The sequence below is a fragment of the Brevibacillus reuszeri genome, assembly GCF_002897295.1.
GTDB lineage: Bacteria > Bacillota > Bacilli > Brevibacillales > Brevibacillaceae > Brevibacillus > Brevibacillus reuszeri_A.
Genome location: NZ_BEXF01000003.1, coordinates 190,191 through 215,935 on the forward strand (window position 1 = coordinate 190,191; position 25,745 = coordinate 215,935).

Below are 25,745 nucleotides of genomic sequence, written 5' to 3' on the forward strand. Positions count from 1 at the left end.
GCTTCCTATTCCCCCCAACGCCGAAACAGCGAATGTGGCACATCAAGTGCATCCAAAGTTTTCCCTACTACAAAATGAATGAGGTCATCCATCGTTTGCGGTTTCTGATAGAAGCCAGGCATCGCCGGCAAGATTTTTACGCCTAAGCGGCTAAGCTTCAGCATGTTTTCCAGCTGGATCGCATTCAGTGGCGTTTCACGCGGCACGAGCACCAAGCGGCGTCCTTCTTTGATCATGACATCCGCCACTCGTTCTAGCAGATTTCCTGAGGCACCATGCGCAATTCCTGAGACCGTGCCCATTGAACAAGGGACGACGATCATCCCATCACAGCGATAGGAACCGCTCGCTGCTGGACAATTGAAGTCACGCAGTCCCCAGTAATACAGCTCCCCAGGAAAATCCTGCTTCAGCTTCTCCTGCACAAATCCTTCTCTATCATCTGTTTCCCAATCCAGCTCATCGTGAAAAACTTGCCAGCCTGCTTCTGTAATCATCAGGTGTACGATATGTCCTGCGGCAAGCAGCTCCTGAACCAGGCGTACCCCGTAGATGGCGCCACTCGCACCTGTTATCCCAACAGCCCATTTTTGCTGGCTCATGCGATCACCAGATCGATCATCGTGAAAGTAAACATCACGACACTCAAAATACCATTCATGTTAAAGAAGGCAACATCAAGCTTGGACAGATCCGTTGGCTTTACCAGGCTGTGCTCATAAATGAGAATCGCACCGGAAATCAACACGCCAATCAAGAACCAGATAGACAGGTCTGCTACGGCATACAGGGACATCAAACCAATGAAGGTAAGAATGTGGCATACACGCGCGACGATCAAGGCATTCTTGATTCCGAAACGGCTTGGCATGGAAAACAGGCCTTCTTTGCGGTCAAAATCAGCATCCTGGCACGCATAAATGATATCAAAGCCCGCTGTCCAAAACATCACAGATACAAACAACAAAAGGCCAATCGGGTCTACCTGACCGGTGGTCGCAACCCAGCCGCCCAGAGGTCCAAAACCGATAGCGACACCTAGAATGAAGTGACAGAGCCACGTGAAGCGCTTCGTATAGGAATACAGTACCAGTACAAAAACAGCCAATGGCAGCAGCTTCACAGCCAGATCATTCAATTGATAAGCTGCGATGAAAAGAACGGCAAAAGACACAACAATAAACGAAATTACTTCCAATATGGAGATGAGTCCAGCTGGAATGGCACGTGTAGCCGTACGCGGATTTTTCGCATCAATGACTCGGTCAATTACCCGATTCAGCGACATAGCCGCACTGCGTGCTCCAACCATTGCTACTGTGACCCAAAAGATTTGCATCCAAGTAGGCCAAGCCTTTTCTATAACAATACTACCCAAAACAGCTCCCATAAAAGCAAAGGGCAGAGCAAAAAGGGAGTGCTCAAATTTTATCATTTCCAAAATAATTTTCAATTTACGAAGACCCATGCGTTACACTTCCTATCCACTAAAGAAATACTGGCTTACCCAGTCAGCTTACGGGTACCAGTAATTGAAAAAACTACTGCTTTGTTCCGATGTGCAGAGCGGAGACTCCACCCATAAACAACTTCACCTGGACAGGATCCAGTCCTGCTTTTTGAAACATGTGTGCCAGCTCTCGACTGTCAGGGAAATTGGTCAAGGATTGTGGCAGCCATGCATACTCTTCATACTTGTTTACTGTCCACTTCGCAACTAACGGCAATATTTTATAGAAATAAAGATAAAATAGCTTTCGATAAGGGATAAAGGGAGGCTTGGATACTTCCAGAGAGACAACCTTTCCACCCGGCTTTACGACACGCGCCATTTCATCCAATACTCGCTGAACATCAGGTACATTGCGAAGAGCAAAGCCGATGGTCGCAAAATCAAATGAGTTATCCTCATAGGGCAAATTCATGGCATCCGCATTTACTAGCTTGATCCTGTTGCCTACTCCGGCATTCGCAACCTTATATGCACCAACATCCAGCATATTTTGGCTGAAGTCCAAGCCGACGACACGCCCTTCCTCACCGACCGCTTGTGCCAGCGCAATCGTCCAATCTCCTGTACCACACGCAACGTCCAAAGCAGTATGGCCAGGCTGGATATTCATCTGCTTCATCGTGTAGTTACGCCAAGCAACATGACTACCAAAACTGATGACGTTGTTCATCTTGTCGTATTCTTCCGCTATGCTTTCAAATACAGAGTGAACGTATTCTGCTTTGTCTTTCATTTGGATTTGGTCCACTAGGCTTACATCTCCTCAATAACCCTTTTCAAACGATTAATCCGATGGGAGTAACGAGCTGTAATCGTTGACAGCATGCTGCGGGTTTCTGCAGGGTGCAGGGTTCGCACCATCTGCTCGCACATACCGATCAATTCCATGGCTTTAAGCTCGACACTGGACATCACCTGCGCGAGGGTAGCACCTGGTTTTTGCAGCAAAAAACGGGCAAAACCAAAGGGAACTTGTTCTTGCCACTTTATTTGCTCCCATTCTCCGATTACACTCTCTACCTTTGCTGTTTGCTTCATGAGATCAATCCAGAAACGGCGATGGTCCTCGGAATCGGCGTATTCTTCTACGATTGCTACATACAAGCCTGTATCAATCATATTACGCAGCTCCCAGTATTCTTCGTCTGTCGGGAGCTTGCCATCTCGAACTGCCGTATACAGCCTCATTTTGGCTTCATTGACTCTTTGAATGGCACCGGATAATACTTGAATCGCTTTGATTTCACTGTTTTGAGCCAGCAGATGATAGTAACGCGCGCTGTAATAGTCCCCAGCAAGCACTGTCAGCTGTCTGCTGCGCTCTGCCGTTTGGGTCTGCTCATACTCGTTCTTTACATGTTCGTGCATGTCCAGTCCCAGCTGGACGAGTCCCGTTGCTGTGCAGAAAATCACTGCCCGTTCCTTGGTCATGCCCTGCTCCAGTAAAAACAGGTACAAAAGCTCAAGACGATTTTCCGCCATGGAAGGAACATCAACATAATATTCTACATAGGAATGGGTAGATCGCTTGTAGATCTGTTCGATAATCAACCGAACTTCGTCTACATAGGGGGTGTGTTCTTTGCTCATGCGTCCTCCTCCACAAGCTGCGCAACCTAAAGATGTCTGCCTGCTTTCGTACACTTCCGTCATACTTAGCCGTCCGGTCAAAAGGCCGTCCCTGCTATCATACCATACTTCTTTCGTCAGGGACTAATTCTCTCATAAAAATAGGGCTCAATCCGAACCGGAAACGTATTTGTTACATATGCTTCCACTTCGGACAATTCTGCTAATGGATGAGCAGGGTCGAGCAGATTTTCACCATTTGATTGTATCGCCACAAGGAGCTTTGACTCTTTGGGGGTATCGGTCACTTCTAGCAATCGAAAATACACCTGCTTCACATTGTCAGTAAGCGTCAATAACTCATGTGTCAAGCCATAAAAATCGTGATAAACATGAGGAAGCTCTACCTTTTGATCGGATTTTACCGCCAAATCGACATAAATTGACGAGTTTTCCCATTTTATACGCTTAATATTATAATGTGTTTCCACCCTTGTAAACAAATCCAACGCATTTTGCTCGCTTAGATGAATTGAGCGAGCAGCCTGAAATGTGGGTATGTCATTATTTTTCCAGCTATTACTCGGCACGAGAGATAGCAATAGTGCAATCAACGTGGAAACGGCGATGGCCATTACAAGTTTGCGGGGCATGGGCATCCCTCCTCTCCACCATTGTACAAACAAAAAAAGCAGGCTATGCCTGCTTTTATGTAAAAGAGAGACTTATTCAGTAGTATCAATCGTACCGTGCTGAGAGTAAATAACCGCCTTCCCCCGCACTTTAATCGCTGAAGTATGCTCCGTAAATTGAAAGATCATGACTTCGCCTTTGTCTAGCTTTTCTGTGTGATGGAAACGAGTGTCTGTACCTCGCGTAAGTCCGATCACATGAACGCCATTTTCTTTTGCTTTGACCACAAAGTAATCTTGATTAAAAGCAGATGGTTGAGACACGCTGTACCCTCCTGACGATTACGCAATCGCTGATGCCCTAGTATGTTGTCCCATTCGATTGTAATCGGTTCATGATTTTCTCTACATAACGCTGTGTTTCTTGCGGCAATTGATCATACTTTGCTTCTAATTCTGCGTCCGTATCAATTCCCAAGCGGCCAACCCGTCCAGGGCCAGCATTGTAGGCAGCCAATGCTACCTTGACATTGCCATCATATCGGTCCAGGAGAGACTTCAAATACTTCGTTCCTCCCGCCAGGTTTTCATCCGGATTATAAACATTGCGCACATGCATCGCTTTTGCAGTTTGGTCCATCAACTGCATCAACCCTTTTGCTCCTGCGTGCGAAACAACAGTTGGGTCAAAGTTGGATTCAGCTCTTACTACTTCACGCACTAAATCTGCGTTTACACCAATCCTTTGTGCCATCCGGTCGATTTTTTCCAAAATCTCTTTCGGAGCGATTGCCGCAGCTTTTCCGTCAGCTGCATAGGACTCAGATGTCGTGGCATTGCGACCATAGACTCCTGAAGAAAAGTCAAGATCAGGTGATCCGTCCAGCTCAGCTATTATTTCCTCTGAGGTAATCACTCTTTGTCCATTTGCTATCTTTTCTTGCAAAAGATTTGCAAATAGATCCTCATCACCGTATGGAAGAATAGACTGCTGCGAGCCACTATCGTTGTATTTCGACAGCTGGTTCAAATATGGCTGAAGTGATACAGGAACATTCATGGATACGAACAACCCTTCCTCGCTTGTCTTCCTCCCATTATAAAAAAGAAATATCAGGAAGCCAATAGTGAACTTGGGATCCACGTGAGAGTGAAGATAACGAATGTTGATATGTACAAAAAAAGAAGCCTAACGCTCAGGCTTCTGGTCTGTTCATGTACATGGTCGGAATGCAGGGATTCGAACCCTGGACCTCACCCACCCCAAGGGTGCGCGCTACCGGGCTGCGCCACATCCCGACGTCTTCACATTGAAGTGAAAGGGAAACCAAAATTTCAAGGTCCGAGTGACCGTTTTTCATTCAGCAATGAAACCGTTCTCTTCTCCTATGCGCTCAATTATACAGTACGTTAGCCCACCCTCGCAAGAGTAAAAAGCGAATTTTTGCCAATCATTTTTCCTCAGTGGGGCTTAGGTTTGTAGCTTCCCACAAGCGAAAGTAGATCTCTTTTGGCATGTACGAAAGAAACAGCTAGCTAAAGAGATCTACTTATGCCTTCCTGGGCTCTCGTCCGGATAACGCGCTATTTTAACAATGCATTTCCGAAAAACACATTCATTTTAGACTTCGTCTCACCAGAAACCATACGCGGTTCGAGTTGCAACGTCTTGACTCCAGCAACATTCACCTTTACTAGCTGACTTTGCCCAGCCTTCATCCGTGGACTTTCGTGAAGTACTTTTCCGTCACCAATGATCCTCCAGATGATTTCTCCCTGTTTATTTGGTGACTGATCGTCAATAGCAACAACACCAGAGAGCTCCTTGTACTTTCCACCTAGCTCAAACTTGAAAACCTGTCTCGTCGAATTGCTAAATTTATCTGTTGCTATACTTGTGATCGAGCTGTAACCCACACCATGAGAATATACAGTCCCTCCTGCAGAAAATACGCCCTTTTCCCAGTTATCAACAACAGAGTTGGCATGCTTGAGCCCGTATGTCATGTCGTACTTTAACGATGACAATCTCGTTTCGCTTCCGGTTCCTGCAGCAGGTCCTCCGATGGTTACTGTACTAGCGCTTGCATCCCAAGAAACCTTTTTCCCTGCCGCTTCCCCGACAAATGCTACCGGTGCATAGGGTACGCCATTATATAAAAAAGCATCGTTTGTCTCACGCAGCTTGCCATCTACCATAAATTTGATTGGCTGCATCGTAACAGGGATGGACCCCGTTGCCGCCAAGGCTATACCCGAAAAAAAGATCGACCCTAAGAAAAATCCAGACACAAAACCGAATTTGGACTTCTTCACCATATGAGCTCTCCTCCGAAATACAGAATATCCCAAAATTATAGCAGTACTTCCTTAATTCGGGTGCCAACTTAGTTACTATTTTTGCTCACATGTTCCAGGACTTTATTATCAGATTAGTCAGTTCTTTTCCTCCTGCAAAAGAAAAAGCCGATCGCAAAGGTAAGCGATCAGCTTTTTACTAAGAACGAATCAGGCTAAATACTTCTGCACGGGATGCTGGATCATTTTCAAACACGCCTCGTACAGCAGACGTGATGGTTTTGGAGCCTGGCTTCTTCACTCCGCGCATCGTCATGCACATGTGCTCAGCCTCTACGACAACGACTACCCCATGCGGGTCCAGCTTGCTGACGATAGCATCTGCCACGGTGGTTGTGATTCTTTCTTGCAATTGCGGACGTCGTGCTACCGTATCAACAGCACGCGCCAGCTTGCTCAGTCCGACTACACGGCCACCCTTTGGGATGTACGCAACATGGGCTTTTCCAAAGAACGGGACAAGATGATGCTCGCACATGGAGTAGAACGGAATGTCTTTGACCAGAACCATCTCTTCATGATCCTCGCTAAACACCGTTTCAAAATATTTTTGTTCGTCTATGTGCATGCCTTCAAAAACTTCGGCGTACATTTTTGCTACACGCTTAGGAGTATCGAGCAAGCCTTCACGATCTGGATCTTCCCCGACTGCTTCCAAAATCATTCGAACCGCTTGCTTAATTTTATCCAAATCAACGTTCATTCTTGTACCTCCTACTTAATGGCTTACCACTTTTGCAAGCCTTGTGGTACGCCAAATCCTTGTACCTGTCTGGCGATTCTCTCAACAGGCGAAACATGCTCATCTTATCACACTGGATACAAAAAAACAAAAAGATCTGACAAGATTTTCTTCTTGAAGTGTATATAAGCAGAAAAAAACCCACATTGAGACAATGTGGATTTTTTTATGTAAGTGCTTCGTTCGCAATCGTAACGATTACTTAATGGAGTCTTTGAGTTGCTTTCCTGGTTTGAAAGCAGGTACTTTGCTGGAAGCGATTTCGATCTCTTCACCAGTTTGTGGGTTACGACCTTTACGAGCCGCGCGCTCACGAACTTCGAAGTTACCAAAGCCGATCAGTTGGACTTTATCACCAGTTTTGAGAGCATCAGCAATTGCGTCGAGAACCGCATCAACCGCTTTGGTTGCATCTTTCTTGGTGAGCTCAGTGGTTTCAGCCACTTTTGCAATCAGTTCTGTTTTGTTCATTCTTGTTCACCTCCCCTCAAAGAACACCAAGTCCTAGCTATTATTTTTCTTAACCGAAACGAAGCATTTTATACACGATTGGTTGTTTTTACCGATCTGACAAGCTTATAGTAATACACCGATTTCTTAAATTCAAGCCCTTCCTGTCGAAATAAAACGAAATACAAGAAAAAAAGGCTTCCCGTCACGGCGGGAGCCCCTTCTGAACTCGCTATTCTTAGGACTTTTTACCTAGTCCTTAGAGTATAATGGCAATCAGTCCACCTGAACCTTCGTTGATGATACGTCCCAAGGTTTCTTGCAGTTTGTAACGTGCGTTGTCTGGCATCATCGTGATTTTTGCCTGAATACCCTCTCTCACGATGGAATGGAGGGAGCGACCGAAGATGTCCGAATTCCAGATGGATAATGGATCTTTATCAAAGTCTTGCATCAGATAGCGGACGAGCTCTTCGCTCTGCTTTTCGGTGCCGATAATCGGAGCGAATTCGGACTCGACATCTACACGAATCATATGGATGGATGGTGCAGTCGCCTTTAGCCTTACCCCAAAGCGTGGCCCTTGACGGATCAGCTCAGGTTCGTCCAAGGTCATTTCATGCAACGACGGAGCAGCTATTCCGTAGCCTGTACTCCGAACCATGTGCAAAGCCTCTGCCACTTGATCGTACTCTCGTTTGGCATGGGCAAATTCTTGCATGATTTTCAACAGATGGTCTTTTCCATTGATTTCAACACCCACAATTTCCATCAGGATGCGATCGTACAATTCGTCTGGCGCATAGAGATCAATCTCCGCAATCCCTTGCCCCATATGCATTCCTGCGAGGGACGCACGCTCTACGAAGTCATAATCATTGAAGAAGCCGACGACGCGGTCCACGTCGCGTAACCGACGAATATCCTGCACGGTTTCACGTACGGCTTCTTCATAATTCTGACGGAGCCAGTGTCCATTCTCAAGGACCATTACCCAGCTTGGCAAATTTACGTTTACCTCATGTACCGGGAATTCAAACAGCACTTCCCTCATGAGCAGAAGCACTTCTTGCTCGGTCATTTGATCCACTGACAGGGCAACTACTGGAACATCGTATTTTTCTTGAAGCTGTAGGCGCAGGTTTTGTGCTTCGTCTGAGCGTGGGCGTGTAGAGTTGACGACGATCACAAAAGGCTTTCCTACTTCCTTCAGCTCACCTACGACTCTCTCTTCCGCATCGATGTATCCTACGCGCGGTATTTCAGCGATGCTGCCGTCTGTTGTCACGACAATGCCAATGGTGGAGTGTTCTTGGATTACCTTGCGCGTACCTACCTCAGCAGCTTCCTCAAACGGGACAGGCTCCTCATACCACGGTGTATTCACCATGCGAGGGCCATTATCATCCTCGAAGCCTTTCGCTCCTTGTACTGTATAACCGACGCAGTCAACGAGGCGAACGTTGATGCTGAGTCCTTCGGTTACGTGTACATTGACGGCCTGGTTAGGAACAAATTTTGGTTCTGTCGTCATGATTGTTCGGCCCGAAGCACTCTGCGGCAATTCGTCCGTGGCGCGTATCCGCTCAGCTTCTGACTGGATATTCGGGATGACGACCTGCTCCATAAACCGCTTAATAAAGGTCGATTTTCCCGTACGAACCGGGCCAACGACACCTAGGTAGATGTCTCCGCCCGTCCGTTCGGCAATGTCTTTAAAGATATCGACTCGTTCCACCATCGATGACCTCCTTCTATTTGTCTATTTTTACACTATGACCGTTTTTCCGAATTATCCCTGACCGCCAGTATTTTCGTAGGGAATCTCGTACTAGTTTCGTGGACAGTACAAATATATGTATTTTTGGGATAACTAGAACAAAAAAAACGACTCTCCATGAGTCGTTTTTCTCTTTTCCCATATACGCTTTATATGCCCGACCCCTTGTGAATTCGGGCGCATGGAAGCTTCCCGCTCATGCGGATGTCTCGATTGTGGCTTGTTTACAATTTCAGCAATTTTGGTTCCCCATCGACCAGCTCATACGGAAAGGACTTCGCTGGCACAAACATGGACTCTCGTGCTAGTACATAACGTGGATCTGTATTGGGTGGCACGGTCACTTTTGACTCACGAAGCATCGTGGCGATATCGGCCCCGTAGTCGATCCCTACCTGGCCCTGTGCGTTCATCACCAGCGGCAACAGATAGTTCCCCATCGTGGATTGCACCTGCCACGCCTTTGCGCCAATTTCCGCGTGGTCAATGGAATAATAACCGTTCCCTAAATCAGCTTGGATCGGCAATTTATTAAAATAGTTGCGATAGCGATCAACCGCGCTCTGAACATCAGCAACCGTACTGACTGCTCCCAAATGAATCAGCTTTGCTGTTGGCTTCGTTTCCACATCAATCAAGACATACTTGAATACCCCGCCTTTTTCAAAGGCATTTCCAGGTACGTCCGGCATGTATTTCGGAATCATTTTACGGAATTCAATCTCGTATTTCTCAAAAATAGGAGTATCCAATGGCTTTGTTACGATAGGTAAAACTTGCGTATCCTTTTGAAATTGCTCAATTGCTTTTTGGGTCGCATCTAGAAAAAACGTACTTGGAACCTGATTTTCTGCTTTTCGTTCATCCGGATACATACAGCCTGATAGAATAACGGTCAAGACTGTAATACTAATAACCAGATTGAACGTTTTACGCCATGATTGCAACATGCTGTTTTCCACACCTCTTAGTCCCATTCTTCATTTTCCTTGCGCTGACGTTCCAAAGCAGCCTGTACGACTGATTTCAAACGGTTTTCGGGTATACGGATCGTACAATCCTTTTCCGTTGCCTTTGCCTGACATCCGAGGCGTATGCCTTTGACCAGATCCTGTTCAGGCAGCTTGCGCACTTCGAGAGCACTTGGATTTGACAGCTCTCCACTTTCCAGGATTACACGGCACATGAGGCAGGAGGCATGTCCACCACATCTCTGCGGGATTACGACTCTCGCCGCTGCAGCCGTACTCACAAGCGTTTGTCCTGCTCGCGCCTTCATACTCTTGCCACTTGGCAAAAACGTTACTTTTCCCATAATCGCTCGCTCCTGTCAATACGGCCGATGAGTGAGCGTTACATCTCCCTCCGAAACAATTTGGATCTGGCAGCCTAGACGAAAGCCTTCAGCCCGTTCCGCCTTGCGCAGACGCAATTTCTCTTCGGCAGTTACTTCGTTCAAGTATTCAGCTCCACCTACTACCAGCGTCCGACACTGTGCGCATACGCCCCGCTGGCATGCATGTCCCCAAGGCACCTTGTTTTTTTTGGCAATCGTAACAATCGTTTGATTCATCTCGACTGGCAATTCATGTGTACCCGCACGCGTATGTAAAGTTAATTGTGGCATTTTTCGCTCTCCTTATACAAATATCACAATCAAAATCATCACAAACACCGCTATTAACAGCAAAAAAGCGATTGTTTTTACTAGAAAACGCAATAGTGCATTGGTCATTTTTCGTGCAAAGATCATGAGTAAATTACAGACGAACATCAGGCCGATAGCCAGCAAGGAGATGTTCATCTTGGTCATAGGATCAATATACATCGGGATTGCAGCATCCTTTGCATTTTTTGCTTCATTATACCATATTTCGTAAGCCTGTCGCCTGACGCCCTTCGAACCTCCTACTGGACATTCGCATAGACTATCGTGATGAAGAACGCCCATTGGAGGGATGGAAGTTGAGCAACAAAACCAATAACCGGAAATGGCGGAATCCTTATGCTCCCATACCCAGCAAAAAACTAACGGATCAGGTGCAGGACGTCTCACTTGCTGTCACGCCAAAAAAACTGCTCCCTGCGGTTGACCTGCGTACATCCGTATCCAAAATGCGCAGTAATATCAAAGGGATCAGCACGACTATTCGGCAAGTAGAGGAAACCATGGACACCCTGTACGGTGCGATGGAGATGTTTGAAAATCTGGGGAAACGTACACCGGAGCCGGCAGTAGCTACTGAAAAGCCCGCCTCCAAACGTAAAGCAAGTGCAAGTGCAAGTACAAATGCAAGTGCAGAGGCAGAGAAAACTGTCGAGCAAGCATCTGAAACAGAGTCAGGTGGCGGCAGCAACCCGCTGGCCAATATTGATATCGGTCAGCTGCTAGGCCTACTTCAATCTCCACTCGTACAAAATTTATTAAGTCAGACCGTTGGCAACAACATCTCCAAGCAACGAAAAAAAGAGGGATGAGATCCCTCTTTTTTTCTTGGTTCTGTAGGTCAGCCATGTCCCTGTAGAGCCATGATTGTTCCTAGTCTTACTGTATGATCGAATTACCAGCAGGTAACGGGCATAATCGCCCATTTCTGCTACTTCAAGAGCTTGGTTAGGGATGACATGTCATGGAGGCTGATTTCTTGATTGCGGAACATCTCAATGATCTTGTCTTCCTTTTCGGTAGTGAGCTTCTTTCCGCTTAGAGCCGCAAGCGACTGGATGATTTGGCGCAGCTTTTCCTCGTCTTCAAAATCACTTCGCTTCACTTGACCTGCAAGCGAACGCAATTTGGCCTCATCCACCTGCTCACTTGCTTTTCCTTGTAGCTTTTTCAAAAAAAAGTTGTTCATACCTCTCTCCTCCTGCTACCTAGGCTTTCACCCTATGGTATGTGCAGGAGCCTAAATGTGTGAGGCAAAAAGCTACGCTCCATTCGGATCGAGATAACTCATCTCGAACGTCTTACCTCTCCCCATCAATTCCTCCACGCCTTGGCGAGGCTCTTTACCCTCAAACAAGATTCCGTACAGGACGGAGGTAATCGGCATATCAACACCCTCACGATGAGCCAGTGCAAAGGCAGCGTGTGTCGTCCGGACACCCTCTACCACCATCCCCATCTGCTCCAGCACGTCATCCAGCTTTTTGCCTTGGCCGAGCATATAACCTGCACGCCAGTTCCGGCTGTGCTTACTGGTACACGTCACGATGAGATCTCCTACACCAGCCAGACCTGCAAAGGTAGGTGGCATGGCGCCAAGCTTCATGCCCAGGCGACTGATTTCCGCTAGGCCCCTGGTCAGCAAAGCTGCTTTGGCGTTATCACCATAGCCGAGCCCATCGGACATACCAGCACCCAAAGCAATAATGTTTTTTAACGCACCGGCAATCTCGGCACCGATCAAATCTGGGTTTGTATAGACACGGAAATTAGCATTCATCAACAAGTCCTGAGAACGTAACATGCTCTCTTCGAACGCAGAAGAAACTACGACTGTCGTCGGTTGACGGCGAACCACTTCTTCCGCATGGCTAGGTCCAGAAAGCACAGCCAGCTTGGATGAGATCGAAAGCGGAATCTCTTCCATGATTACCTCAGACATCCGTTTTAGACTCTCCAGCTCAAAGCCTTTTGTCGCATGAATCAGCAAGACCTCTGGATCAAGAAACGGTATCAGCTGCCGACAAATTTGCCGCATCGCGTGAGAAGGAACCGCAAGCAAAATGACTGGCTTGCCTGTAACAGCTTCCTTTAGATCGACCTTCGCAACAATATTGCTTGATAGATTCACTTCAGGCAAATATTTTTCATTGACGTGCTTTGTATTAATTTGTTCCGCCAGTTTAGGATCGCGTACCCAAATCGTTACTTGATGCCCGTTATCCGCCAAAACAGAAGCGAGTGCCGTTCCCCAGCTACCTGCACCTATCACGGTTACGTTTTTCTTCAATACGTCCCCCTCCACATTTCTAAATCCATTCCATAGTTATTCACGATGCCGTTATGCTATCCCAACTTACGCTGAGACTTATCTCCGAGTTTACGCTCATTTCCTGCAAGAAGATTTCGGATATTATTATAATGACGAACATAAGCGAAAAGAGCGATGACCAAGCTCGTCCAAAAAAACGCAATCGGTTTGTCGAAAAAGTAAATCGCGATCGGCATTGCTGTTACCAAGACCAAAGATCCTAACGATACATATCGAGTAATCGCAATGACAAGGACAGCCAGTACAGCACCGATTAAAAAGGCCAGGGGCGAAAAGCCCAGCACCACGCCAAGAGTGGTAGCTATACCTTTTCCCCCACGAAAACCGAAATAAATGGGCCAGTTGTGGCCTGCAATCACAAACAGGCCTGCAACAGCATAGGCAGTAGGATCACCCGTCATCAAATGAGTGATCCCCATTGCCCCTAGCCCTTTTAACGCATCAAGTATGAGTACAGCGATGCCTGGTCCTTTTCCGAGTACACGTAGTGTGTTGGTGGCACCCGCATTTCCACTGCCATGTGAGCGAATGTCAATTCCTGCAACTTTTTTGGCGATGAGATAGCTAAAGCTGATGGACCCGATCAGATAGCTGATTACCCAAGACAATAACACCATGGCGGTTTTTCCTCCCTACGATTTCTTCCTCGTCCAGATTCGTACAGGCGTGCCCTCAAAGACGAACGCCTCGCGTATTTTGTTCTCTATGTATCGTTCATAGGAGAAGTGCATAAGCTCTGGATCGTTCACAAATAGAATAAACGTCGGAGGTTTAACTGTTGCCTGTGTAACATAGTTGATTTTCAAACGTTTTCCGCGATCCGATGGTGGTGGTGTCCGGATGGTTGCATCTGTAACCAGATCATTGAGAACAGAAGTCGGTACACGCATTGCATGTGCCTGAGATACTTCATTTACTTTTGGTAAAATGGTGTGTACACGCTGCTTGGATTTTGCCGATACGTACATGATCGGAGCGTAATCGAGGTATTTAAACTCTTCCCGAATCAATTCAGTGAAGCGTTGCATGGTCTTGTCATCTTTCTCAACGGCATCCCATTTGTTTACGACGATAATGACGCCACGACCAGCTTCATGTGCATAACCAGCAACCTTTTTATCCTGCTCAATAATGCCTTCTTCCCCGTTAAGTACAACGAGAACGACATCCGAGTCCTCAATGGATCGCATCGCACGCATAACGCTGTATTTTTCTGTGTTCTCATACACTTTTCCACGCTTACGCATCCCAGCAGTATCAACCAGAATATAGCTTTGTCCATCACGTTCAAAAGGTGTATCAATCGCGTCACGAGTTGTACCTGCGACGTCACTGACGATAACCCGTTCTTCACCCAGGATTGCATTAGTCAAGGATGATTTGCCCACATTTGGACGGCCGATGATGGATATGCGAATAACGTCGTCTTTGTTTTCCTCGTCGTCTTCCGAAGGAAAATGCAGAACAACCTCTTCTAGCATGTCCCCTAAACCAAGACCATGGCTTCCCGAGATCGGAAACGGCTCTCCCAATCCCAAGGAGTAAAAGTCGTAAATATCAGCACGCATCTCAGGATTGTCTGCTTTGTTAACAGCGAGCACAATCGGTTTTCCTGTACGGTTGAGCATCCGCGCCAGCTCCATATCGGCGTCGGTAACTCCTGTACGACTATCCGCAATCATGATGATGACCGTGGCTTCATCAATCGCAAGCTCAGCCTGGTAACGCATCTGCGTAAGGATTTCGTCGGACTCGCCAAACTCAATCCCGCCCGTATCAATCACATGAAAGGTATGGGTCAACCATTCCCCTTTTCCGTATAGGCGGTCACGGGTTACTCCCGGCATGTCTTCCACGATCGCGACACGTTCGCCGATTAATCTGTTAAAAATCGTGGACTTGCCCACGTTAGGTCTCCCCACAATGGCTACCACTGGTAATCCCATAATCAACAACACTCTCTCTCATTTTACGTTTTGACTTGCTAATCATACCATACACTACTTATGACGAACAATGATAAGGGTATCCTCCCTGATCTCATGAACCATAGCGTCCAAGATTTTCTCCAGCGTAAATGCTGTTTGCTGCATGCGTTCCTTGCTTGTCTCTACGAAAATTGGAGCACCTCCAGCGATGCGTTCCTTGTCCGTCGTAATCACTGCCAAGATTTGACCCATCATGATCGCCACCTCCTAGTGCAAGGCTTGTGTCTTTTCTGGCATCCGGAATACGCTCTCTAGTATCGGCACTGCTTCTATGACTGTTTTCGCTCGGTCATAATCCTTGACTTGCGGAAGCAAAAAGACACCGAGTCGCCCTGTATGCATATCCCGCTTAACTAGAGGTGTAAGAGATGGCTCCCCTGTATCTGTGAATACTCCAAGCTGTGCGGCCACGTCATGTAGGATCGCTTGCCGCTGACCAGGATGGGCAATTGTTACTTTGGCATTCGCGTCTTTCGGGCTTAGAATAAACGCCATCCCTTGCTCAGCAATTACTTTTTGAGCATCCTGCAGCCCCACGTTCATGATATAAATATCCCCGGCGTACAAATCTCTTCCCTCCACGCGCAGCTGTGCTGGTTCCACATCGACGATAAGCGAAAGTGTCTTGCCAGACCGGAGCTTGCGGGATATGAGTAACGCTATAAGCCCAGCGATAGCACCACCCCACCAGTGAAACAAAATCGTGGCTGTCGTCGTTACTAACGAGGTGAAGATTACCATGTAATTGCGTCCTTCAAAGACCATAGCTATTCCTTCGATATAGGGCCCACCACGCGGAACAAGCTCCTGCTTGTCGATCTCAGAGAGAGTCGTTCGTTCCATATTGCGAACATCGCGAAACTGCTGTGCAGCAATGGTCAAAAACGTTACTGCTGTGTAATTTTCCTTGAGTAAGGCCGGAACAGCCAGTGCTCCTAATCCAGAAGCAATCACTCCCAATGAAACGTGGATAATTTTTCCATGTGGATATGTAGGATATTGCCGATAATCTGTACGAAGCAGATGAATTCGGCACAAAATCCCGAAGAAAAAGCCTAGAGTAATCGGAAAGACAAATTCATTTGCAAGAAGCTGTTTGAGCACCAAGCATCACCTGCCAGCATCTGAATGGGAAGACTCCGGCTCTTTGTTTCGCGAAAAACGCCGGATCGTAGACCAAATCATAAGGATGAGACTTAACACGAAAACGCCAGTCCATAACAGATCCTGTGCATAATCACTTCCTAACACACAGGCTCCCGATAGCTTCGAGAAGTAAAAAGCGTGCAGGACATCGGCAAATGTCAGGGCAAAAAGCAGCTGAAAAAGCTGTGCTGCACTCTGACGGCTCATCGCAAGGGTCGCTGCAACAGCAAGCATCGGTACGATCATGCGCTCATCCCAAAACAACAAAATAGGATCGGTAAAAAATAGCCAACGCAGCCAAACCAGTAGTACCGCTGTAGCCATTGCGCCCAGTAGATGCAGCCTCCGTCTTTCTTTTCTCAGCCGAGTGTAAAGGACTATGCTTGCAAAAAGTGGAAGTATGGTTCCACTGAGACTTACCTGAACAGGAGCAAAATAGAGCTTCCAGCTAACAAAGGAACAGACCAGGAAGGCCGTAAGCACAGCCAGCAGTCGCCTACGCTGTATTCGCAATTCTCGCAGGAGCGAATCATAGCTCCCCATCCAGACTAGGCAAAGCAGAGACCATTGAAAGAGCATCGCAATGGTACCCTCGTTCATGTTCATCTCCTCAAAAAGTGGTTGTCTCCCCAAAGTATGCCTCAAGCGCTACTCTTTCATGAATGCGAGAACATGTCAAAATCTCTTTGTGCAAGCATTTCCAGATCGATGCCGCGCAGCCTAGCCTGAAAACCTGTTATACCCGAGACAAGAACAGGAGCTCGCCTACAGTCCTGAGGTTTTCTTAAACCTAGCGCAGTCATCCCTACTCTCAGCTGATGATGCCATTCATCCACAGCAACCAGACACTCCTCAACAGTGCTTGTCTGTACCAAACGGAGCAGCTCTCCCGCAATACCGGCTGCCGAAGCCCCAAGCACTAGTGCTTTTAGCACATCCAGCCCATGTCGAATTCCGCCGGTCGCCATGATCGACACTCCTGCCTGACTAAATACTTGCGCTTCAAGTAAGCTCTGAACGGTAGTAAATCCCCAATCCTCGAACATGCTCAACGGGCGGGTACTGCGTCTGTTTTCGACTCTGGCGAAATTTGTCCCTCCCCTTCCTCCTACATCGATGATTGAGATCCCTACCTCCGTCAGTCTTTGAATCGTCTCTTTTGCCATCCCAAAGCCGACTTCCTTTACCATCACTGGCACATCCACACTCTCTTTGATCGCCTGGATATTGTCTATGTATCCACGAAAATCCCTGTCACCTTCGGGCATGAGCAGTTCTTGCATGACATTTAAATGAATCTGCAAGCCGTCTGCATCGAGCATATTCACCGCTGCTTGGGCCTGCTCAACAGTGGCTTCAGCCCCTACATTAGCAAAAACGATTCCTGCCGGATGTTCCTTGCGAACGACCCGATAGCTTTCTGCTACGCTAGGGTCTCGCAGTGCTGCCATTTGTGAACCGACAGCGATCGCCAAATTTTTCTCTCGCGCTATAATCGCTAGCTTTTGATTGATTTGTGTTGTGGCCTCCGCCCCTCCTGTCATCGCATTAATAATAATGGGGGACCCCAATCGAAAAGTAGCCAAATCTGTATCAAGCGTGATTTCTTGATAACCAATATTGGGTAAACTAGTAGGAACAAAGCTCACCTCATCAAAACTGTTAAAGGGCCGATCTGATTTTTCCAGCGCGTGTCGTATATGATCCATTTTTCGTGTGGAACGATCCATCACAATGCCTCCTGTTTCAAAATAAAAAGGGATACGCAATAGAGCGTATCCCCAGGATTTCATCATACTATCTAGCTTACTTGAACTTGTCTTTCAGATCAGCGAACAGTTCTCCCAGCGTTACACCCATCGGTTGGTTGTTTTCTTGTTGGAATTGTTGTTGTTCGCGTTTGCTAGCGCGTTCTGCCTGTTCTTCACGATCTTCTTCAACAGCGCGAATGCTCAAGCTGATGCGCTGTTCAGCAGGTACTACATCCAGGATTTTAACCTGAACTTCTTGACCTTCCTTCAGCACCTCACCTGGAGTGTTCACACGGCGATTCGCGATTTGGGAGATATGCACCAGACCTTCGATTCCAGGAGCAACTTCTACGAATGCACCAAAGGATACCAGACGCTTAACCGTTCCAGTCGCAATAGAGCCTGCTTTGAACTCTTCTGCTACCTTCGCCCACGGACCAGCCTGCGTTTCTTTGATGCTCAGTCCGATACGCTCATTTTCGCGGTCAACTTTCAGTACTTTTACCTGTACCTTGTCGCCTTCTTTTACAACATCAGAAGGTTTGTCTACGCGGTTCCAAGCCAGCTCGGAAACGTGAACCAATCCGTCAACTCCGCCGATGTCAACGAAAACACCGAAGTCAGTCATGCGTTGAACTGTTCCTTCCAGAACTTGACCAGGTTGGATTTTGTCCAAAATGGATTGTTTCTTCACTTTTACTTCATCATCCAGAACCGCTTTATGAGACAGGATTACTTTGTTCTTTTCTTTATCCATCTCTACGACTTTCAAAGTCAATGCTTTGCCTTTGTAGTCAGAGAAGTCTTCAACAAAGTGGCGCTCAACCATAGATGCCGGAATAAAGCCGCGAACACCTACGTCTACAACCAGACCGCCTTTAACTACTTCTTTGACAGTCGCTTCGATGATTTCACCAGCTTGCATTTTTTGCTCCAAATCAGCCCAGGAAGATTCCATTGCAACAGCCTTTTTGGAAACAACGAGCTCTTCTTTCTCGTCATTGAGCTTGATTACTTTCACTTCAAACGTATCGCCTACAGCTACTTCATCGGAAACCTTCTCAACATGGAGGGGAGAAAGCTCACTAATTGGGATTAGTCCATCGTATTTGTAACCCACATCAACCAGCGCTTGTTTGTCTTCTACCTTTGTAACAGTCGCTTTTACTACATCCCCTACGGAAACAGTTGTTGCATCGGTTAAGCTTACGTTCGTTTCTTCCATCATCCTAAAGACCTCCTTAATACCATCCAGTCCCAGTCTATCTATGTAGAGGTGGATATCAACCACGTTACATGAAGCGGGAGCATGTATATTTTTAACTGCTGCCCGAGGGCCGCAGTTAGCCTTGACAGAGCCAGTAAGTTCCAGCTTTCGTTAGTATTCTTCCCTTTGACAATTCTATACAGGCAGTGATTGGCGATGCTTGGCATGAAGCTCCTTGATATGAGCCATGATCAGGTCGCTCGCTTCCTTAAGTGTATCGGAGCCTCCTTTTGTCTCGCGTAGTGAAGACAAATCAATCGGCTTGCCGTACACGATTTTCACCGGACGAAACAGACGATACGGTCCGATGATCGCCACCGGAACGACTGACGCCTGAGACTTCAGCGCAAACAGTGCTGCTCCCGATTTTGCTTCTCCCGGTTCACCCGTTTTGCTGCGAGCTCCTTCTGGAAAAATTCCTAAAATTTTTCCTTCTTCAAGCAGCTTTAACGTCGCACGGATTGCGGCGCGGTCACCAGCTCCCCGCTTTACCGGAAATGCTCCGAATTTTACGAGTAAAAAATTCAGAACCGGAATGCGGAACAGTTCTTCTTTTGCCATGAAATTCACCTGACGCTCGATGCCTGAACCGAGCAGAGGTGGATCCCAGTTAGAAATGTGGTTGGCGCAAAGAATCACTGGGCCTTCCTTAGGTATATGTTCTCGCCCGATCACTTGCCAACGATAGACAAGGGAAAATATAAATCGGAAAACACCTCGAAATAAACGATAATAGCTCACTGGGTAGACTCTCCCGTACGCTCGCAGATTTGTAAGATTCGATCTACTACCTGGTCAATGGACATCCCTGTTGTATCCACCAAAACAGCGTCATCCGCCTGGCGTAGTGGAGCCACATCCCGATTCATGTCACGCAGATCGCGCTCTTCAATCTCTCTTTCCAGCTCATCCAAGTCAGTCTGGATTCCTTTTGCGAGCAATTCTTTCCATCTTCTTTCTGCGCGCTCTCTGCTGGAGGCGGTCAGAAAAATCTTCACTTCTGCATCAGGAAGCACGTGGGTTCCGATATCTCGTCCATCCATAACCACATTCCCTTGTTTGGCAAGGTTCCTTTGTAGTACTAGCATTTGCTCACGAACAGAACCATAGCTAGCGACAATCGATGCAAACTGGCTTACTTCTGTAGAACGAATGAGTCCAGTCACATCTTTGTCATTCCAGAAAACTGCTTGTTTTCCATGCTCGCGAACCAGGCGAATCACATTGTTTTGCAATAGTTCGGAAACGGAAGGTTCGTCTTCGATGGAAAATTGATAATGGTGAACCGCCCAAGCTAATGCCCGATACATAGAACCCGTATCAATGTATACGTATTCCAGCTGTCCGGCTACTTTTTGGGCAACAGTGCTCTTCCCTGCTCCCGCTGGTCCATCAATTGCAATGTTCATTACTTCTCACCTGCTATGTACAGTAGTTCTGAAAGGGAATAAAACAAGAAAAGCTTCTACCGAAGCCCTTTCCCATTCATGTGATGCGTTTCTATGTTATCTATAATAGTACCATAGTATGGAAGCATTCGCAAACCTTTAGGGTATCCGCAATACCCCTTCCAGCCGTTCTGTCTCGATCAAAAGTACACGAACTGGTGCATATTGAATCAAGAACTCCCCCGCCACCAGCACAATCGCGCAGGCGACGATTCCTATCAAAATCCCCTTTTCGATCCGCTCTGAAAATCGCCGAAAACGCTCATTGTACTGACTGGTCATAGAGGTCACTTCCTTCGGTCAGTCGTCAGTCCTCGATTCCTTTTTTGCGAAGCTCCAGCTGTCTTTCGTAACAAGCCCGTACTACTTTTACCCGATCAAGCTCGCTCATTTTAATAAACTTTCCTGAAATCCACTGATGTAAACCTTTTTCTTCTGCTGGCTTTATTCTGACAATTTCCATCTCCGCAAATGCATGTTGGATCTGTCCATTTTTGGTGGGCAACGAAATCCAGACCTTCAGCATGTCTTTTTCTTGCAAGCGAAAAGATTCCTCACACGTAAAAGACAATCCGCCGCCGCTGACATCCATTGTCCGCGCCAAAAAGTGGTACTGACGAATCGGATCGTTCAGCTTTACTGCGATCTCCAGTGTGGTTTCAATTCGCAAATAGTTGCGGCGCTGAGTACGCGAGATAAATTCCTTTGCCGGGAGCTGCAGTAAAAGCACTGGTATGTGTTCGCTTTTTCTGCCAGCGATAGAAGAATTGAATTCGTAACGAGAACCATCTTCACCGACATACCAGACAGAACATTCTGTCCCCGGTCCAAACAAACCAGTACGTCCCGTAACTTCACTGGTAGGTAATTCAATGGAGGCTACATCATCCTGAATATCTGTAATTCTGCTTTTAAAGGAGTGTAGCTCAGTCTCTTCAGAGGAACTCATAAAATTGAGTCGTATGGTTTGTCCAATTCTGGGAAGCATCATATAGCCTTAGTTCCTCCTTCTCTTCCTCTCACGCTTCCATTATATACCCTTCCACGCGGAATCAGCAAATAGGGAAAGCCCCTAAAATCGAGCTTCCCCTCGTCCATTTCTCTTATTTCGGCCGTTCTGATTCGTTAGTTCCTCCGGTGTCCATTTTGACCACTTCTTCTTCCTCACCGGTTATTGCATTCACGTAGATCATGTAGGCGCTTCCTTCAAAGCTACCGGTTAGTTCCCACGTAAGCACTTCGTTTCCATCATTTTTCCCTTCGATCAATGCCAATCTCTGATTCGTTACTTTTACACTCGGATTTACTTTTTTTCGTGCCTCTTCTTTAGTCAGCTTTGGCTTGGAGAGAATCCGTTTTTTATGATTAAACAAGTATTCTGTGGCGTTAAATGCCGTCACCTCGCCATTATCGAGAGCGACTTCCACAATAACAGAATCCGGATATATACGGACATCATCCTGCATCGGAACAAAAGTGAACAGGGCGCTGCGCTCGTAGCTATCGATTTCACTCACAACCATGTTTCCATATCCATGTTTGTTGAGGAATGTTCTTCCATGCTCTTCAGCCTGCTTCATCGAAAGCTTTTCTTCACCGACATTTCGTTCATTCATCATCCAGACTACTTTGCCGCTGCGCTTGGTCACATCCATATTAATGGCAGATTTATTGTCTTTGGAAGGAATGCGAACGCTGTAGGCCGTGTATTCTTGCCCCTTGCCATTCTCATTGACTTCGACCTTCTTGTCTCCATCCTTCATTCCTAGAAAATCCAGAGCAGCTCTCTTCGCTTCATCAGGACTGATCGGCTTTCCGTCAATGCCCTTGATCCGTTGCTGCTTCTTTTTGTCCAAGCTTTGGATTCCGACTCCCCAATCCAAATCCGGATATTCCTGTACTTTTTTCTCTATCGTATGGAAGCCGTCGATGATGGTGTTATCGGACTTTTTGTCATCGGAGGCAAGCGCAGTTTCCACATCCATCCACCGCAGCTGCTTGTCGATTACATTTGCTTGTACACTTCGCAATTGATCCTGGATATCCGCTGCTTGCTTATGCAGACTTTTCAGCGTCCCGTATTCTTTTTCACTTAACGGTTCCTTGTTCAAATCCCGTACCGCAACACGATAGGAAAAGTCCGCTACTCGAGACAGCATCTCCTCCGTTTTATTAAACGGCATCAATGTAAGTGGCAGCTGCCCGACATCAGCCTGAGCGGCATAAGCAAGGCGCCATACATTTGTAAGCGTCGGTGTCATTTGTCTGCGAGAGTTAACAACTAGCGACTTGCCTAATTCGTCATGGAGCTTGTCGATATGATACGTAAGATCGTGGAAAGCTCGCTGGTACGAGTTTTCTGCTTTAATCAAGACTGAGTTTTTTTCATTGTGCTCCTGGTAGCCCCACATACCCGCTCCAACCAATGCAACAAGGGCAATGGGAAATAAAATACGTGCGGTTGCTCCGTAAACCATCCCTGTTCACTCCTCCTATCGTTACCGGCAAAATATATGCTTTCCGATTTTCTTTACCTGCGGCCTACCCCATATCCACTTGGAGGTTGCCGTTGCGGGATTGAAATAATAGGTGCATCCACCTGACGGGTCCCAGCCATTTAGCGCATTTTGTACAGCTTTACGGGCACTGTCGTTTGGTTCAAGCCAAATTTGTCCGTCCGCTACTGCGGTGAATGCCCGAGGCTCAAAAATGACAGCGGAGGGCGTATCCGGAAATGAAGGGCTTTTCACCCGATTAAGGATGACCGCCGCAATTGCTACCTGTCCTTCATACGGCTCACCTCTCGCCTCACCGTATACAGCATTTGCCATCAGCTTTAAGTCATTTGCGGATATTCGAGAAGGATGAAAGCTCTGTTTTGCTTTGCTGTTCTCTTTTGCTGGCGCTGCCATCTCAGCTCCTGGCGAGGTTGCAACGCTCTTTTCTGATGATAAAAGCCCAGTTACCCAAAAGACCGTTGCGACCAACAAAACGACCATTCCCGAAATCCACCATGAGCGCACGGCTGATACCTCCTTGGCATGTATTGAAATCTTTGCATAGTGTTGGTGGAGGAAGAATGGATTATGCATCGAATCTGGAACGAGAAAAAGACCGATGCGATGTGCACCGGTCTTTCAGGAATTATTCCATCTTCTTCGTCTCGTACTCAAACTCTTAAGATTCGTTAATACTAAAATGCTGATCGTTGTCGCACAAGCATTGTTTAAAGCCTGTTTCAACCTGCCCTTCAGGTTCCCTGCGACCTCTCAGGGTGAATGTTTCGCCACATACATTGCATCGAATAGTCACTTTTGCTCGCTCGGTTTTAAACACGTCTCGTCTCCTCCTCACGTCTATTGTGGACGGGAAGAGAGTTTTTTAGAACTGTATTCATGTGCTCTTTGCACCTTTTTCAAACCTTGCCACCATAAGAGGAGCATGAATGGCACGATGACGACGATCCAGTTTTGAATAGAGAGAAAAATGGCATTGTACAATGCATGCAGTCCGATTGGCAGACCAATGGACAGCCATAAAAATGTTCGCTCCTGCTTGCGGCTATTGGAGAATTTTGCACGACCGAGGTAGTAGCCCATCCACACTGCAAACAGTGCATGACTGGAAACAGGAAGCAGCGCACGCCAAAAAGCGATATTCAAGCCGTTAATGATTAAATAAAAAAGATTTTCCAAGGTGGCAAATCCAAGAGATACAGCGACAGCATAAACGATACCGTCATAAGGCTCATCGAACTCTACGTGCTTGTATGCGGTGAAAAAAATGACCATCCACTTGAAGAATTCTTCTACGACAGCGGACTGAACCACATCCGCAACAAGGCCTCCTCGCCAGTCCCACTCATTCTGCATGATGTACTGGAGAACCATAATCGGGATAACCAGCAGCATACCAAAAACGAATGACCGAATGACCATGGAAATAGGCTCGGGCTCAAAGCTGTCACGCAAGTAAAAATAGCTTAAGATGGCGATACCGGGGGCAATTGCCGCTCCGATCATAGCAATCATCTGTTTATTGCTCCTTTACACAAGGCTGTTAATCATCGTACCATGAATACTGATTCATGAAAACCCGCTACAGGAGAGAGATCATGTTGAAAAAAATATTGGTTCTGAATACAGGTGGTACAATCGCCATGTCAGTCGATGCTTCAGATGGTGTAAAACCATTAGATGATCAAGCGGTTAACAAGATTCTTCCTTTTTTGGAGCGTTATGCTGACGTTACAATGAAAAATGTCCTCAATTTGCCAAGCCCTCACATTACTCCTGCTATCATGAATCAACTGCGGCAACACATCGAGGAGGAGCTGTCCCTCGCCTCCTATGACGGCGTAGTCATCACTCACGGTACCGATACTCTTGAAGAAACGGCTTATTTTCTAGACCTAACCCTTTCCTTGAGTGTGCCGATTGTTGTTACTGGAGCCATGAGAAGCAGTAATGAATTAGGAGCAGACGGACCTGTCAATCTGATTTCATCCGTACGTACGGCAGCTGACCCAGACAGCCGAAACAAAGGGGTTCTGGTCGTCTTCAACGATGAAATCCATGCTGCCTGCCATGTCACCAAAACTCATACGAGCAATGTCGCTACCTTTCAATCGCCCCAGTACGGGCCGATCGGCACCATTGCAAAGAAAAATGTTCAATACCACCATGCCCCGCTGGATCGCGAGCATTATGCCATCTCCCATGCGAATGCCAACGTCCCTCTGATCAAAGCGGTAGCTGGTATGGACCCTGCTTGGCTCCAATTTTTACTGGAGCAGCCGATTGATGGCCTAGTGATCGAAGCTTTTGGGCTCGGAAATCTGCCGCCTGCCATCATCCCGACGCTTACACAGCTTCTGGACAAAGGCATTCCGATTGTACTCGTATCGCGTTGCTATAACGGACAAGTACAAGATGTTTACGACTATGAAGGCGGAGGAAATCAGCTCAAGAAAATGGGCATCGTATTCTCCAACGGCTTGAATGGTCAAAAGGCTCGCCTGAAGCTAATTGTCACCCTACAGCAAACCCGTGATTTTGCTCAATTACAGGACTTGTTTGAAAAGTAACGAGATGTTTATCGCAA

General features: G+C 46.9%; 32 protein-coding genes, 1 tRNA gene and 1 pseudogene. 2 read left to right on the forward strand and 32 right to left on the reverse strand.

The window, feature by feature from the left end; all coding sequences use genetic code 11:
* Positions 1-5: 5 nt before the first annotated feature.
* The 16 genes from C3B52_RS06385 to C3B52_RS06460 all read right to left on the reverse strand — a co-directional run bounded on the left by C3B52_RS06385 (position 6) and on the right by C3B52_RS06460 (position 10,857).
* Positions 6-602 (reverse strand): UbiX family flavin prenyltransferase, encoded by a 597-nt coding sequence (locus C3B52_RS06385; protein ID WP_103105248.1) that lies wholly within the window; start codon positions 600-602, stop codon positions 6-8.
* Entirely contained in the window at positions 599-1,468 is an 870-nt protein-coding gene (locus C3B52_RS06390; RefSeq protein WP_103105249.1) for a UbiA-like polyprenyltransferase, read from the reverse strand. The genes C3B52_RS06385 and C3B52_RS06390 overlap by 4 nt, the downstream gene beginning before the upstream one ends.
* A gap of 73 nt (positions 1,469-1,541) precedes the next feature.
* A complete protein-coding gene (locus C3B52_RS06395) occupies positions 1,542-2,261 on the reverse strand; it encodes a demethylmenaquinone methyltransferase (protein ID WP_103105250.1) in 720 nt (239 codons plus the stop codon).
* 5 nt (positions 2,262-2,266) lie between these two features.
* On the reverse strand, positions 2,267-3,103 hold the full coding sequence (locus tag C3B52_RS06400) for a heptaprenyl diphosphate synthase component 1 (protein ID WP_103105251.1): 837 nt from the start codon (positions 3,101-3,103) through the stop codon (positions 2,267-2,269).
* 116 nt (positions 3,104-3,219) lie between these two features.
* Positions 3,220-3,735, reverse strand: a complete 516-nt coding sequence (locus C3B52_RS06405; protein ID WP_103105252.1) for a hypothetical protein — start codon at positions 3,733-3,735, stop codon at positions 3,220-3,222.
* A 72-nt stretch (positions 3,736-3,807) separates the two neighbouring features.
* On the reverse strand, positions 3,808-4,038 hold the full coding sequence (gene mtrB / locus C3B52_RS06410) for a trp RNA-binding attenuation protein MtrB (RefSeq protein WP_103105253.1): 231 nt from the start codon (positions 4,036-4,038) through the stop codon (positions 3,808-3,810).
* Positions 4,039-4,075: 37 nt separating this feature from the next.
* Positions 4,076-4,774, reverse strand: coding sequence for a lytic transglycosylase domain-containing protein (locus C3B52_RS06415; RefSeq protein WP_103105254.1), 699 nt, complete (start codon positions 4,772-4,774; stop codon positions 4,076-4,078).
* Positions 4,775-4,936: 162 nt separating this feature from the next.
* Positions 4,937-5,013: transfer RNA gene (locus C3B52_RS06420), tRNA-Pro, on the reverse strand.
* A 285-nt stretch (positions 5,014-5,298) separates the two neighbouring features.
* Positions 5,299-6,030 carry an NPCBM/NEW2 domain-containing protein gene (locus tag C3B52_RS06425; protein WP_164684714.1) on the reverse strand — a complete coding sequence of 244 codons (732 nt, stop codon included), beginning with the start codon at positions 6,028-6,030 and terminating at the stop codon, positions 5,299-5,301.
* A gap of 181 nt (positions 6,031-6,211) precedes the next feature.
* Positions 6,212-6,775: a GTP cyclohydrolase I FolE gene (folE, locus tag C3B52_RS06430; RefSeq protein WP_103105256.1), complete on the reverse strand. Its 564-nt coding sequence runs from the start codon at positions 6,773-6,775 to the stop codon at positions 6,212-6,214.
* A 237-nt stretch (positions 6,776-7,012) separates the two neighbouring features.
* Positions 7,013-7,285 carry an HU family DNA-binding protein gene (locus tag C3B52_RS06435; RefSeq protein ID WP_005831316.1) on the reverse strand — a complete coding sequence of 91 codons (273 nt, stop codon included), beginning with the start codon at positions 7,283-7,285 and terminating at the stop codon, positions 7,013-7,015.
* Between the two features lie 238 nt (positions 7,286-7,523).
* The gene (spoIVA, locus tag C3B52_RS06440) at positions 7,524-9,002 is read right to left on the reverse strand and encodes a stage IV sporulation protein A (RefSeq protein ID WP_103105480.1); all 1,479 of its coding nucleotides are present in this window, start codon (positions 9,000-9,002) and stop codon (positions 7,524-7,526) included.
* Between the two features lie 266 nt (positions 9,003-9,268).
* Positions 9,269-9,994: a hypothetical protein gene (locus tag C3B52_RS06445; protein ID WP_103105481.1), complete on the reverse strand. Its 726-nt coding sequence runs from the start codon at positions 9,992-9,994 to the stop codon at positions 9,269-9,271.
* A 17-nt stretch (positions 9,995-10,011) separates the two neighbouring features.
* The gene (locus tag C3B52_RS06450) at positions 10,012-10,359 is read right to left on the reverse strand and encodes a 2Fe-2S iron-sulfur cluster-binding protein (RefSeq protein WP_103105257.1); all 348 of its coding nucleotides are present in this window, start codon (positions 10,357-10,359) and stop codon (positions 10,012-10,014) included.
* A 15-nt stretch (positions 10,360-10,374) separates the two neighbouring features.
* Positions 10,375-10,671, reverse strand: coding sequence for a 2Fe-2S iron-sulfur cluster-binding protein (locus tag C3B52_RS06455; RefSeq protein ID WP_103105258.1), 297 nt, complete (start codon positions 10,669-10,671; stop codon positions 10,375-10,377).
* 12 nt (positions 10,672-10,683) lie between these two features.
* Complete coding sequence (locus tag C3B52_RS06460; RefSeq protein ID WP_235615615.1) at positions 10,684-10,857, reverse strand: DUF2768 family protein; 174 nt, start codon at positions 10,855-10,857, stop codon at positions 10,684-10,686.
* A gap of 152 nt (positions 10,858-11,009) precedes the next feature.
* On the opposite strand from C3B52_RS06460, the gene C3B52_RS06465 reads away from it, so the two are divergent.
* The gene (locus C3B52_RS06465; RefSeq protein WP_103105260.1) at positions 11,010-11,522 is read left to right on the forward strand and encodes a hypothetical protein; all 513 of its coding nucleotides are present in this window, start codon (positions 11,010-11,012) and stop codon (positions 11,520-11,522) included.
* A gap of 119 nt (positions 11,523-11,641) precedes the next feature.
* Here the strand turns inward: C3B52_RS06465 and C3B52_RS06470 are convergent, their stop codons facing one another.
* The 16 genes and pseudogenes from C3B52_RS06470 to prsW form a co-directional block, all read right to left on the reverse strand.
* A complete protein-coding gene (locus C3B52_RS06470) occupies positions 11,642-11,899 on the reverse strand; it encodes a stage VI sporulation protein F (RefSeq protein WP_103105261.1) in 258 nt (85 codons plus the stop codon).
* Positions 11,900-11,971: 72 nt separating this feature from the next.
* Complete coding sequence (locus C3B52_RS06475; RefSeq protein ID WP_103105262.1) at positions 11,972-13,000, reverse strand: NAD(P)H-dependent glycerol-3-phosphate dehydrogenase; 1,029 nt, start codon at positions 12,998-13,000, stop codon at positions 11,972-11,974.
* A gap of 56 nt (positions 13,001-13,056) precedes the next feature.
* On the reverse strand, positions 13,057-13,659 hold the full coding sequence (gene plsY / locus C3B52_RS06480; protein ID WP_103105263.1) for a glycerol-3-phosphate 1-O-acyltransferase PlsY: 603 nt from the start codon (positions 13,657-13,659) through the stop codon (positions 13,057-13,059).
* Between the two features lie 15 nt (positions 13,660-13,674).
* Entirely contained in the window at positions 13,675-14,988 is a 1,314-nt protein-coding gene (der, locus tag C3B52_RS06485) for a ribosome biogenesis GTPase Der (RefSeq protein WP_103105264.1), read from the reverse strand.
* A gap of 54 nt (positions 14,989-15,042) precedes the next feature.
* Positions 15,043-15,225 carry a capping complex subunit for YIEGIA gene (locus C3B52_RS06490; protein WP_103105265.1) on the reverse strand — a complete coding sequence of 61 codons (183 nt, stop codon included), beginning with the start codon at positions 15,223-15,225 and terminating at the stop codon, positions 15,043-15,045.
* A 12-nt stretch (positions 15,226-15,237) separates the two neighbouring features.
* On the reverse strand, positions 15,238-16,134 hold the full coding sequence (locus C3B52_RS06495; RefSeq protein ID WP_103105266.1) for a YIEGIA family protein: 897 nt from the start codon (positions 16,132-16,134) through the stop codon (positions 15,238-15,240).
* Positions 16,135-16,140: 6 nt separating this feature from the next.
* On the reverse strand, positions 16,141-16,776 hold the full coding sequence (locus C3B52_RS06500) for a YphA family membrane protein (protein WP_103105267.1): 636 nt from the start codon (positions 16,774-16,776) through the stop codon (positions 16,141-16,143).
* A 56-nt stretch (positions 16,777-16,832) separates the two neighbouring features.
* A complete protein-coding gene (fni, locus tag C3B52_RS06505) occupies positions 16,833-17,906 on the reverse strand; it encodes a type 2 isopentenyl-diphosphate Delta-isomerase (RefSeq protein WP_103105268.1) in 1,074 nt (357 codons plus the stop codon).
* Positions 17,907-17,982: 76 nt separating this feature from the next.
* Positions 17,983-19,155 (reverse strand): 30S ribosomal protein S1, encoded by a 1,173-nt coding sequence (rpsA, locus tag C3B52_RS06510; protein WP_103105269.1) that lies wholly within the window; start codon positions 19,153-19,155, stop codon positions 17,983-17,985.
* Positions 19,156-19,329: 174 nt separating this feature from the next.
* Complete coding sequence (locus C3B52_RS06515) at positions 19,330-19,935, reverse strand: lysophospholipid acyltransferase family protein (RefSeq protein WP_103105270.1); 606 nt, start codon at positions 19,933-19,935, stop codon at positions 19,330-19,332.
* Positions 19,932-20,603, reverse strand: coding sequence for a (d)CMP kinase (cmk, locus tag C3B52_RS06520; protein WP_103105271.1), 672 nt, complete (start codon positions 20,601-20,603; stop codon positions 19,932-19,934). The genes C3B52_RS06515 and cmk overlap by 4 nt, the downstream gene beginning before the upstream one ends.
* 138 nt (positions 20,604-20,741) lie before the next feature.
* Positions 20,742-20,924 carry a hypothetical protein gene (locus C3B52_RS06525; protein ID WP_103105272.1) on the reverse strand — a complete coding sequence of 61 codons (183 nt, stop codon included), beginning with the start codon at positions 20,922-20,924 and terminating at the stop codon, positions 20,742-20,744.
* 25 nt (positions 20,925-20,949) lie between these two features.
* Positions 20,950-21,633: a flagellar brake protein gene (locus C3B52_RS06530; protein ID WP_103105273.1), complete on the reverse strand. Its 684-nt coding sequence runs from the start codon at positions 21,631-21,633 to the stop codon at positions 20,950-20,952.
* Between the two features lie 112 nt (positions 21,634-21,745).
* Positions 21,746-23,119 carry a germination protein YpeB gene (ypeB, locus tag C3B52_RS06535; RefSeq protein WP_103105274.1) on the reverse strand — a complete coding sequence of 458 codons (1,374 nt, stop codon included), beginning with the start codon at positions 23,117-23,119 and terminating at the stop codon, positions 21,746-21,748.
* Positions 23,120-23,140: 21 nt separating this feature from the next.
* A pseudogene (locus C3B52_RS06540) lies at positions 23,141-23,790 on the reverse strand (cell wall hydrolase).
* Between the two features lie 208 nt (positions 23,791-23,998).
* Positions 23,999-24,673: a glutamic-type intramembrane protease PrsW gene (gene prsW, locus C3B52_RS06545; protein WP_103105275.1), complete on the reverse strand. Its 675-nt coding sequence runs from the start codon at positions 24,671-24,673 to the stop codon at positions 23,999-24,001.
* An 83-nt stretch (positions 24,674-24,756) separates the two neighbouring features.
* Between prsW and C3B52_RS06550 the strand changes: the two genes are divergently transcribed.
* A complete protein-coding gene (locus C3B52_RS06550; protein WP_103105276.1) occupies positions 24,757-25,728 on the forward strand; it encodes an asparaginase in 972 nt (323 codons plus the stop codon).
* The last annotated feature ends 17 nt before the right edge of the window (positions 25,729-25,745 follow it).

What these genes read in the sequence shown, in the direction of transcription:
- C3B52_RS06385 (WP_103105248.1), bottom strand. Translation starts at nt 602, where the DNA reads ATGAGCCAGCAAAAATGGGCTGTTGGGATAACAGGTGCGAGTGGCGCC.
- C3B52_RS06390 (WP_103105249.1), bottom strand. Translation starts at nt 1,468, where the DNA reads ATGGGTCTTCGTAAATTGAAAATTATTTTGGAAATGATAAAATTTGAG.
- C3B52_RS06400 (WP_103105251.1), bottom strand. Translation starts at nt 3,103, where the DNA reads ATGAGCAAAGAACACACCCCCTATGTAGACGAAGTTCGGTTGATTATC.
- C3B52_RS06405 (WP_103105252.1), bottom strand. Translation starts at nt 3,735, where the DNA reads ATGCCCCGCAAACTTGTAATGGCCATCGCCGTTTCCACGTTGATTGCA.
- C3B52_RS06415 (WP_103105254.1), bottom strand. Translation starts at nt 4,774, where the DNA reads ATGAATGTTCCTGTATCACTTCAGCCATATTTGAACCAGCTGTCGAAA.
- folE (WP_103105256.1), bottom strand. Translation starts at nt 6,775, where the DNA reads ATGAACGTTGATTTGGATAAAATTAAGCAAGCGGTTCGAATGATTTTG.
- C3B52_RS06435 (WP_005831316.1), bottom strand. Translation starts at nt 7,285, where the DNA reads ATGAACAAAACAGAACTGATTGCAAAAGTGGCTGAAACCACTGAGCTC.
- C3B52_RS06445 (WP_103105481.1), bottom strand. Translation starts at nt 9,994, where the DNA reads ATGTTGCAATCATGGCGTAAAACGTTCAATCTGGTTATTAGTATTACA.
- C3B52_RS06450 (WP_103105257.1), bottom strand. Translation starts at nt 10,359, where the DNA reads ATGGGAAAAGTAACGTTTTTGCCAAGTGGCAAGAGTATGAAGGCGCGA.
- C3B52_RS06455 (WP_103105258.1), bottom strand. Translation starts at nt 10,671, where the DNA reads ATGCCACAATTAACTTTACATACGCGTGCGGGTACACATGAATTGCCA.
- C3B52_RS06460 (WP_235615615.1), bottom strand. Translation starts at nt 10,857, where the DNA reads ATGACCAAGATGAACATCTCCTTGCTGGCTATCGGCCTGATGTTCGTC.
- C3B52_RS06470 (WP_103105261.1), bottom strand. Translation starts at nt 11,899, where the DNA reads ATGAACAACTTTTTTTTGAAAAAGCTACAAGGAAAAGCAAGTGAGCAG.
- plsY (WP_103105263.1), bottom strand. Translation starts at nt 13,659, where the DNA reads ATGGTGTTATTGTCTTGGGTAATCAGCTATCTGATCGGGTCCATCAGC.
- der (WP_103105264.1), bottom strand. Translation starts at nt 14,988, where the DNA reads ATGGGATTACCAGTGGTAGCCATTGTGGGGAGACCTAACGTGGGCAAG.
- C3B52_RS06490 (WP_103105265.1), bottom strand. Translation starts at nt 15,225, where the DNA reads ATGATGGGTCAAATCTTGGCAGTGATTACGACGGACAAGGAACGCATC.
- C3B52_RS06500 (WP_103105267.1), bottom strand. Translation starts at nt 16,776, where the DNA reads ATGAACGAGGGTACCATTGCGATGCTCTTTCAATGGTCTCTGCTTTGC.
- fni (WP_103105268.1), bottom strand. Translation starts at nt 17,906, where the DNA reads ATGGATCGTTCCACACGAAAAATGGATCATATACGACACGCGCTGGAA.
- rpsA (WP_103105269.1), bottom strand. Translation starts at nt 19,155, where the DNA reads ATGATGGAAGAAACGAACGTAAGCTTAACCGATGCAACAACTGTTTCC.
- cmk (WP_103105271.1), bottom strand. Translation starts at nt 20,603, where the DNA reads ATGAACATTGCAATTGATGGACCAGCGGGAGCAGGGAAGAGCACTGTT.
- C3B52_RS06525 (WP_103105272.1), bottom strand. Translation starts at nt 20,924, where the DNA reads ATGACCAGTCAGTACAATGAGCGTTTTCGGCGATTTTCAGAGCGGATC.
- C3B52_RS06530 (WP_103105273.1), bottom strand. Translation starts at nt 21,633, where the DNA reads ATGATGCTTCCCAGAATTGGACAAACCATACGACTCAATTTTATGAGT.
- ypeB (WP_103105274.1), bottom strand. Translation starts at nt 23,119, where the DNA reads ATGGTTTACGGAGCAACCGCACGTATTTTATTTCCCATTGCCCTTGTT.
- prsW (WP_103105275.1), bottom strand. Translation starts at nt 24,673, where the DNA reads ATGATTGCTATGATCGGAGCGGCAATTGCCCCCGGTATCGCCATCTTA.
- C3B52_RS06550 (WP_103105276.1), top strand. Translation starts at nt 24,757, where the DNA reads ATGTTGAAAAAAATATTGGTTCTGAATACAGGTGGTACAATCGCCATG.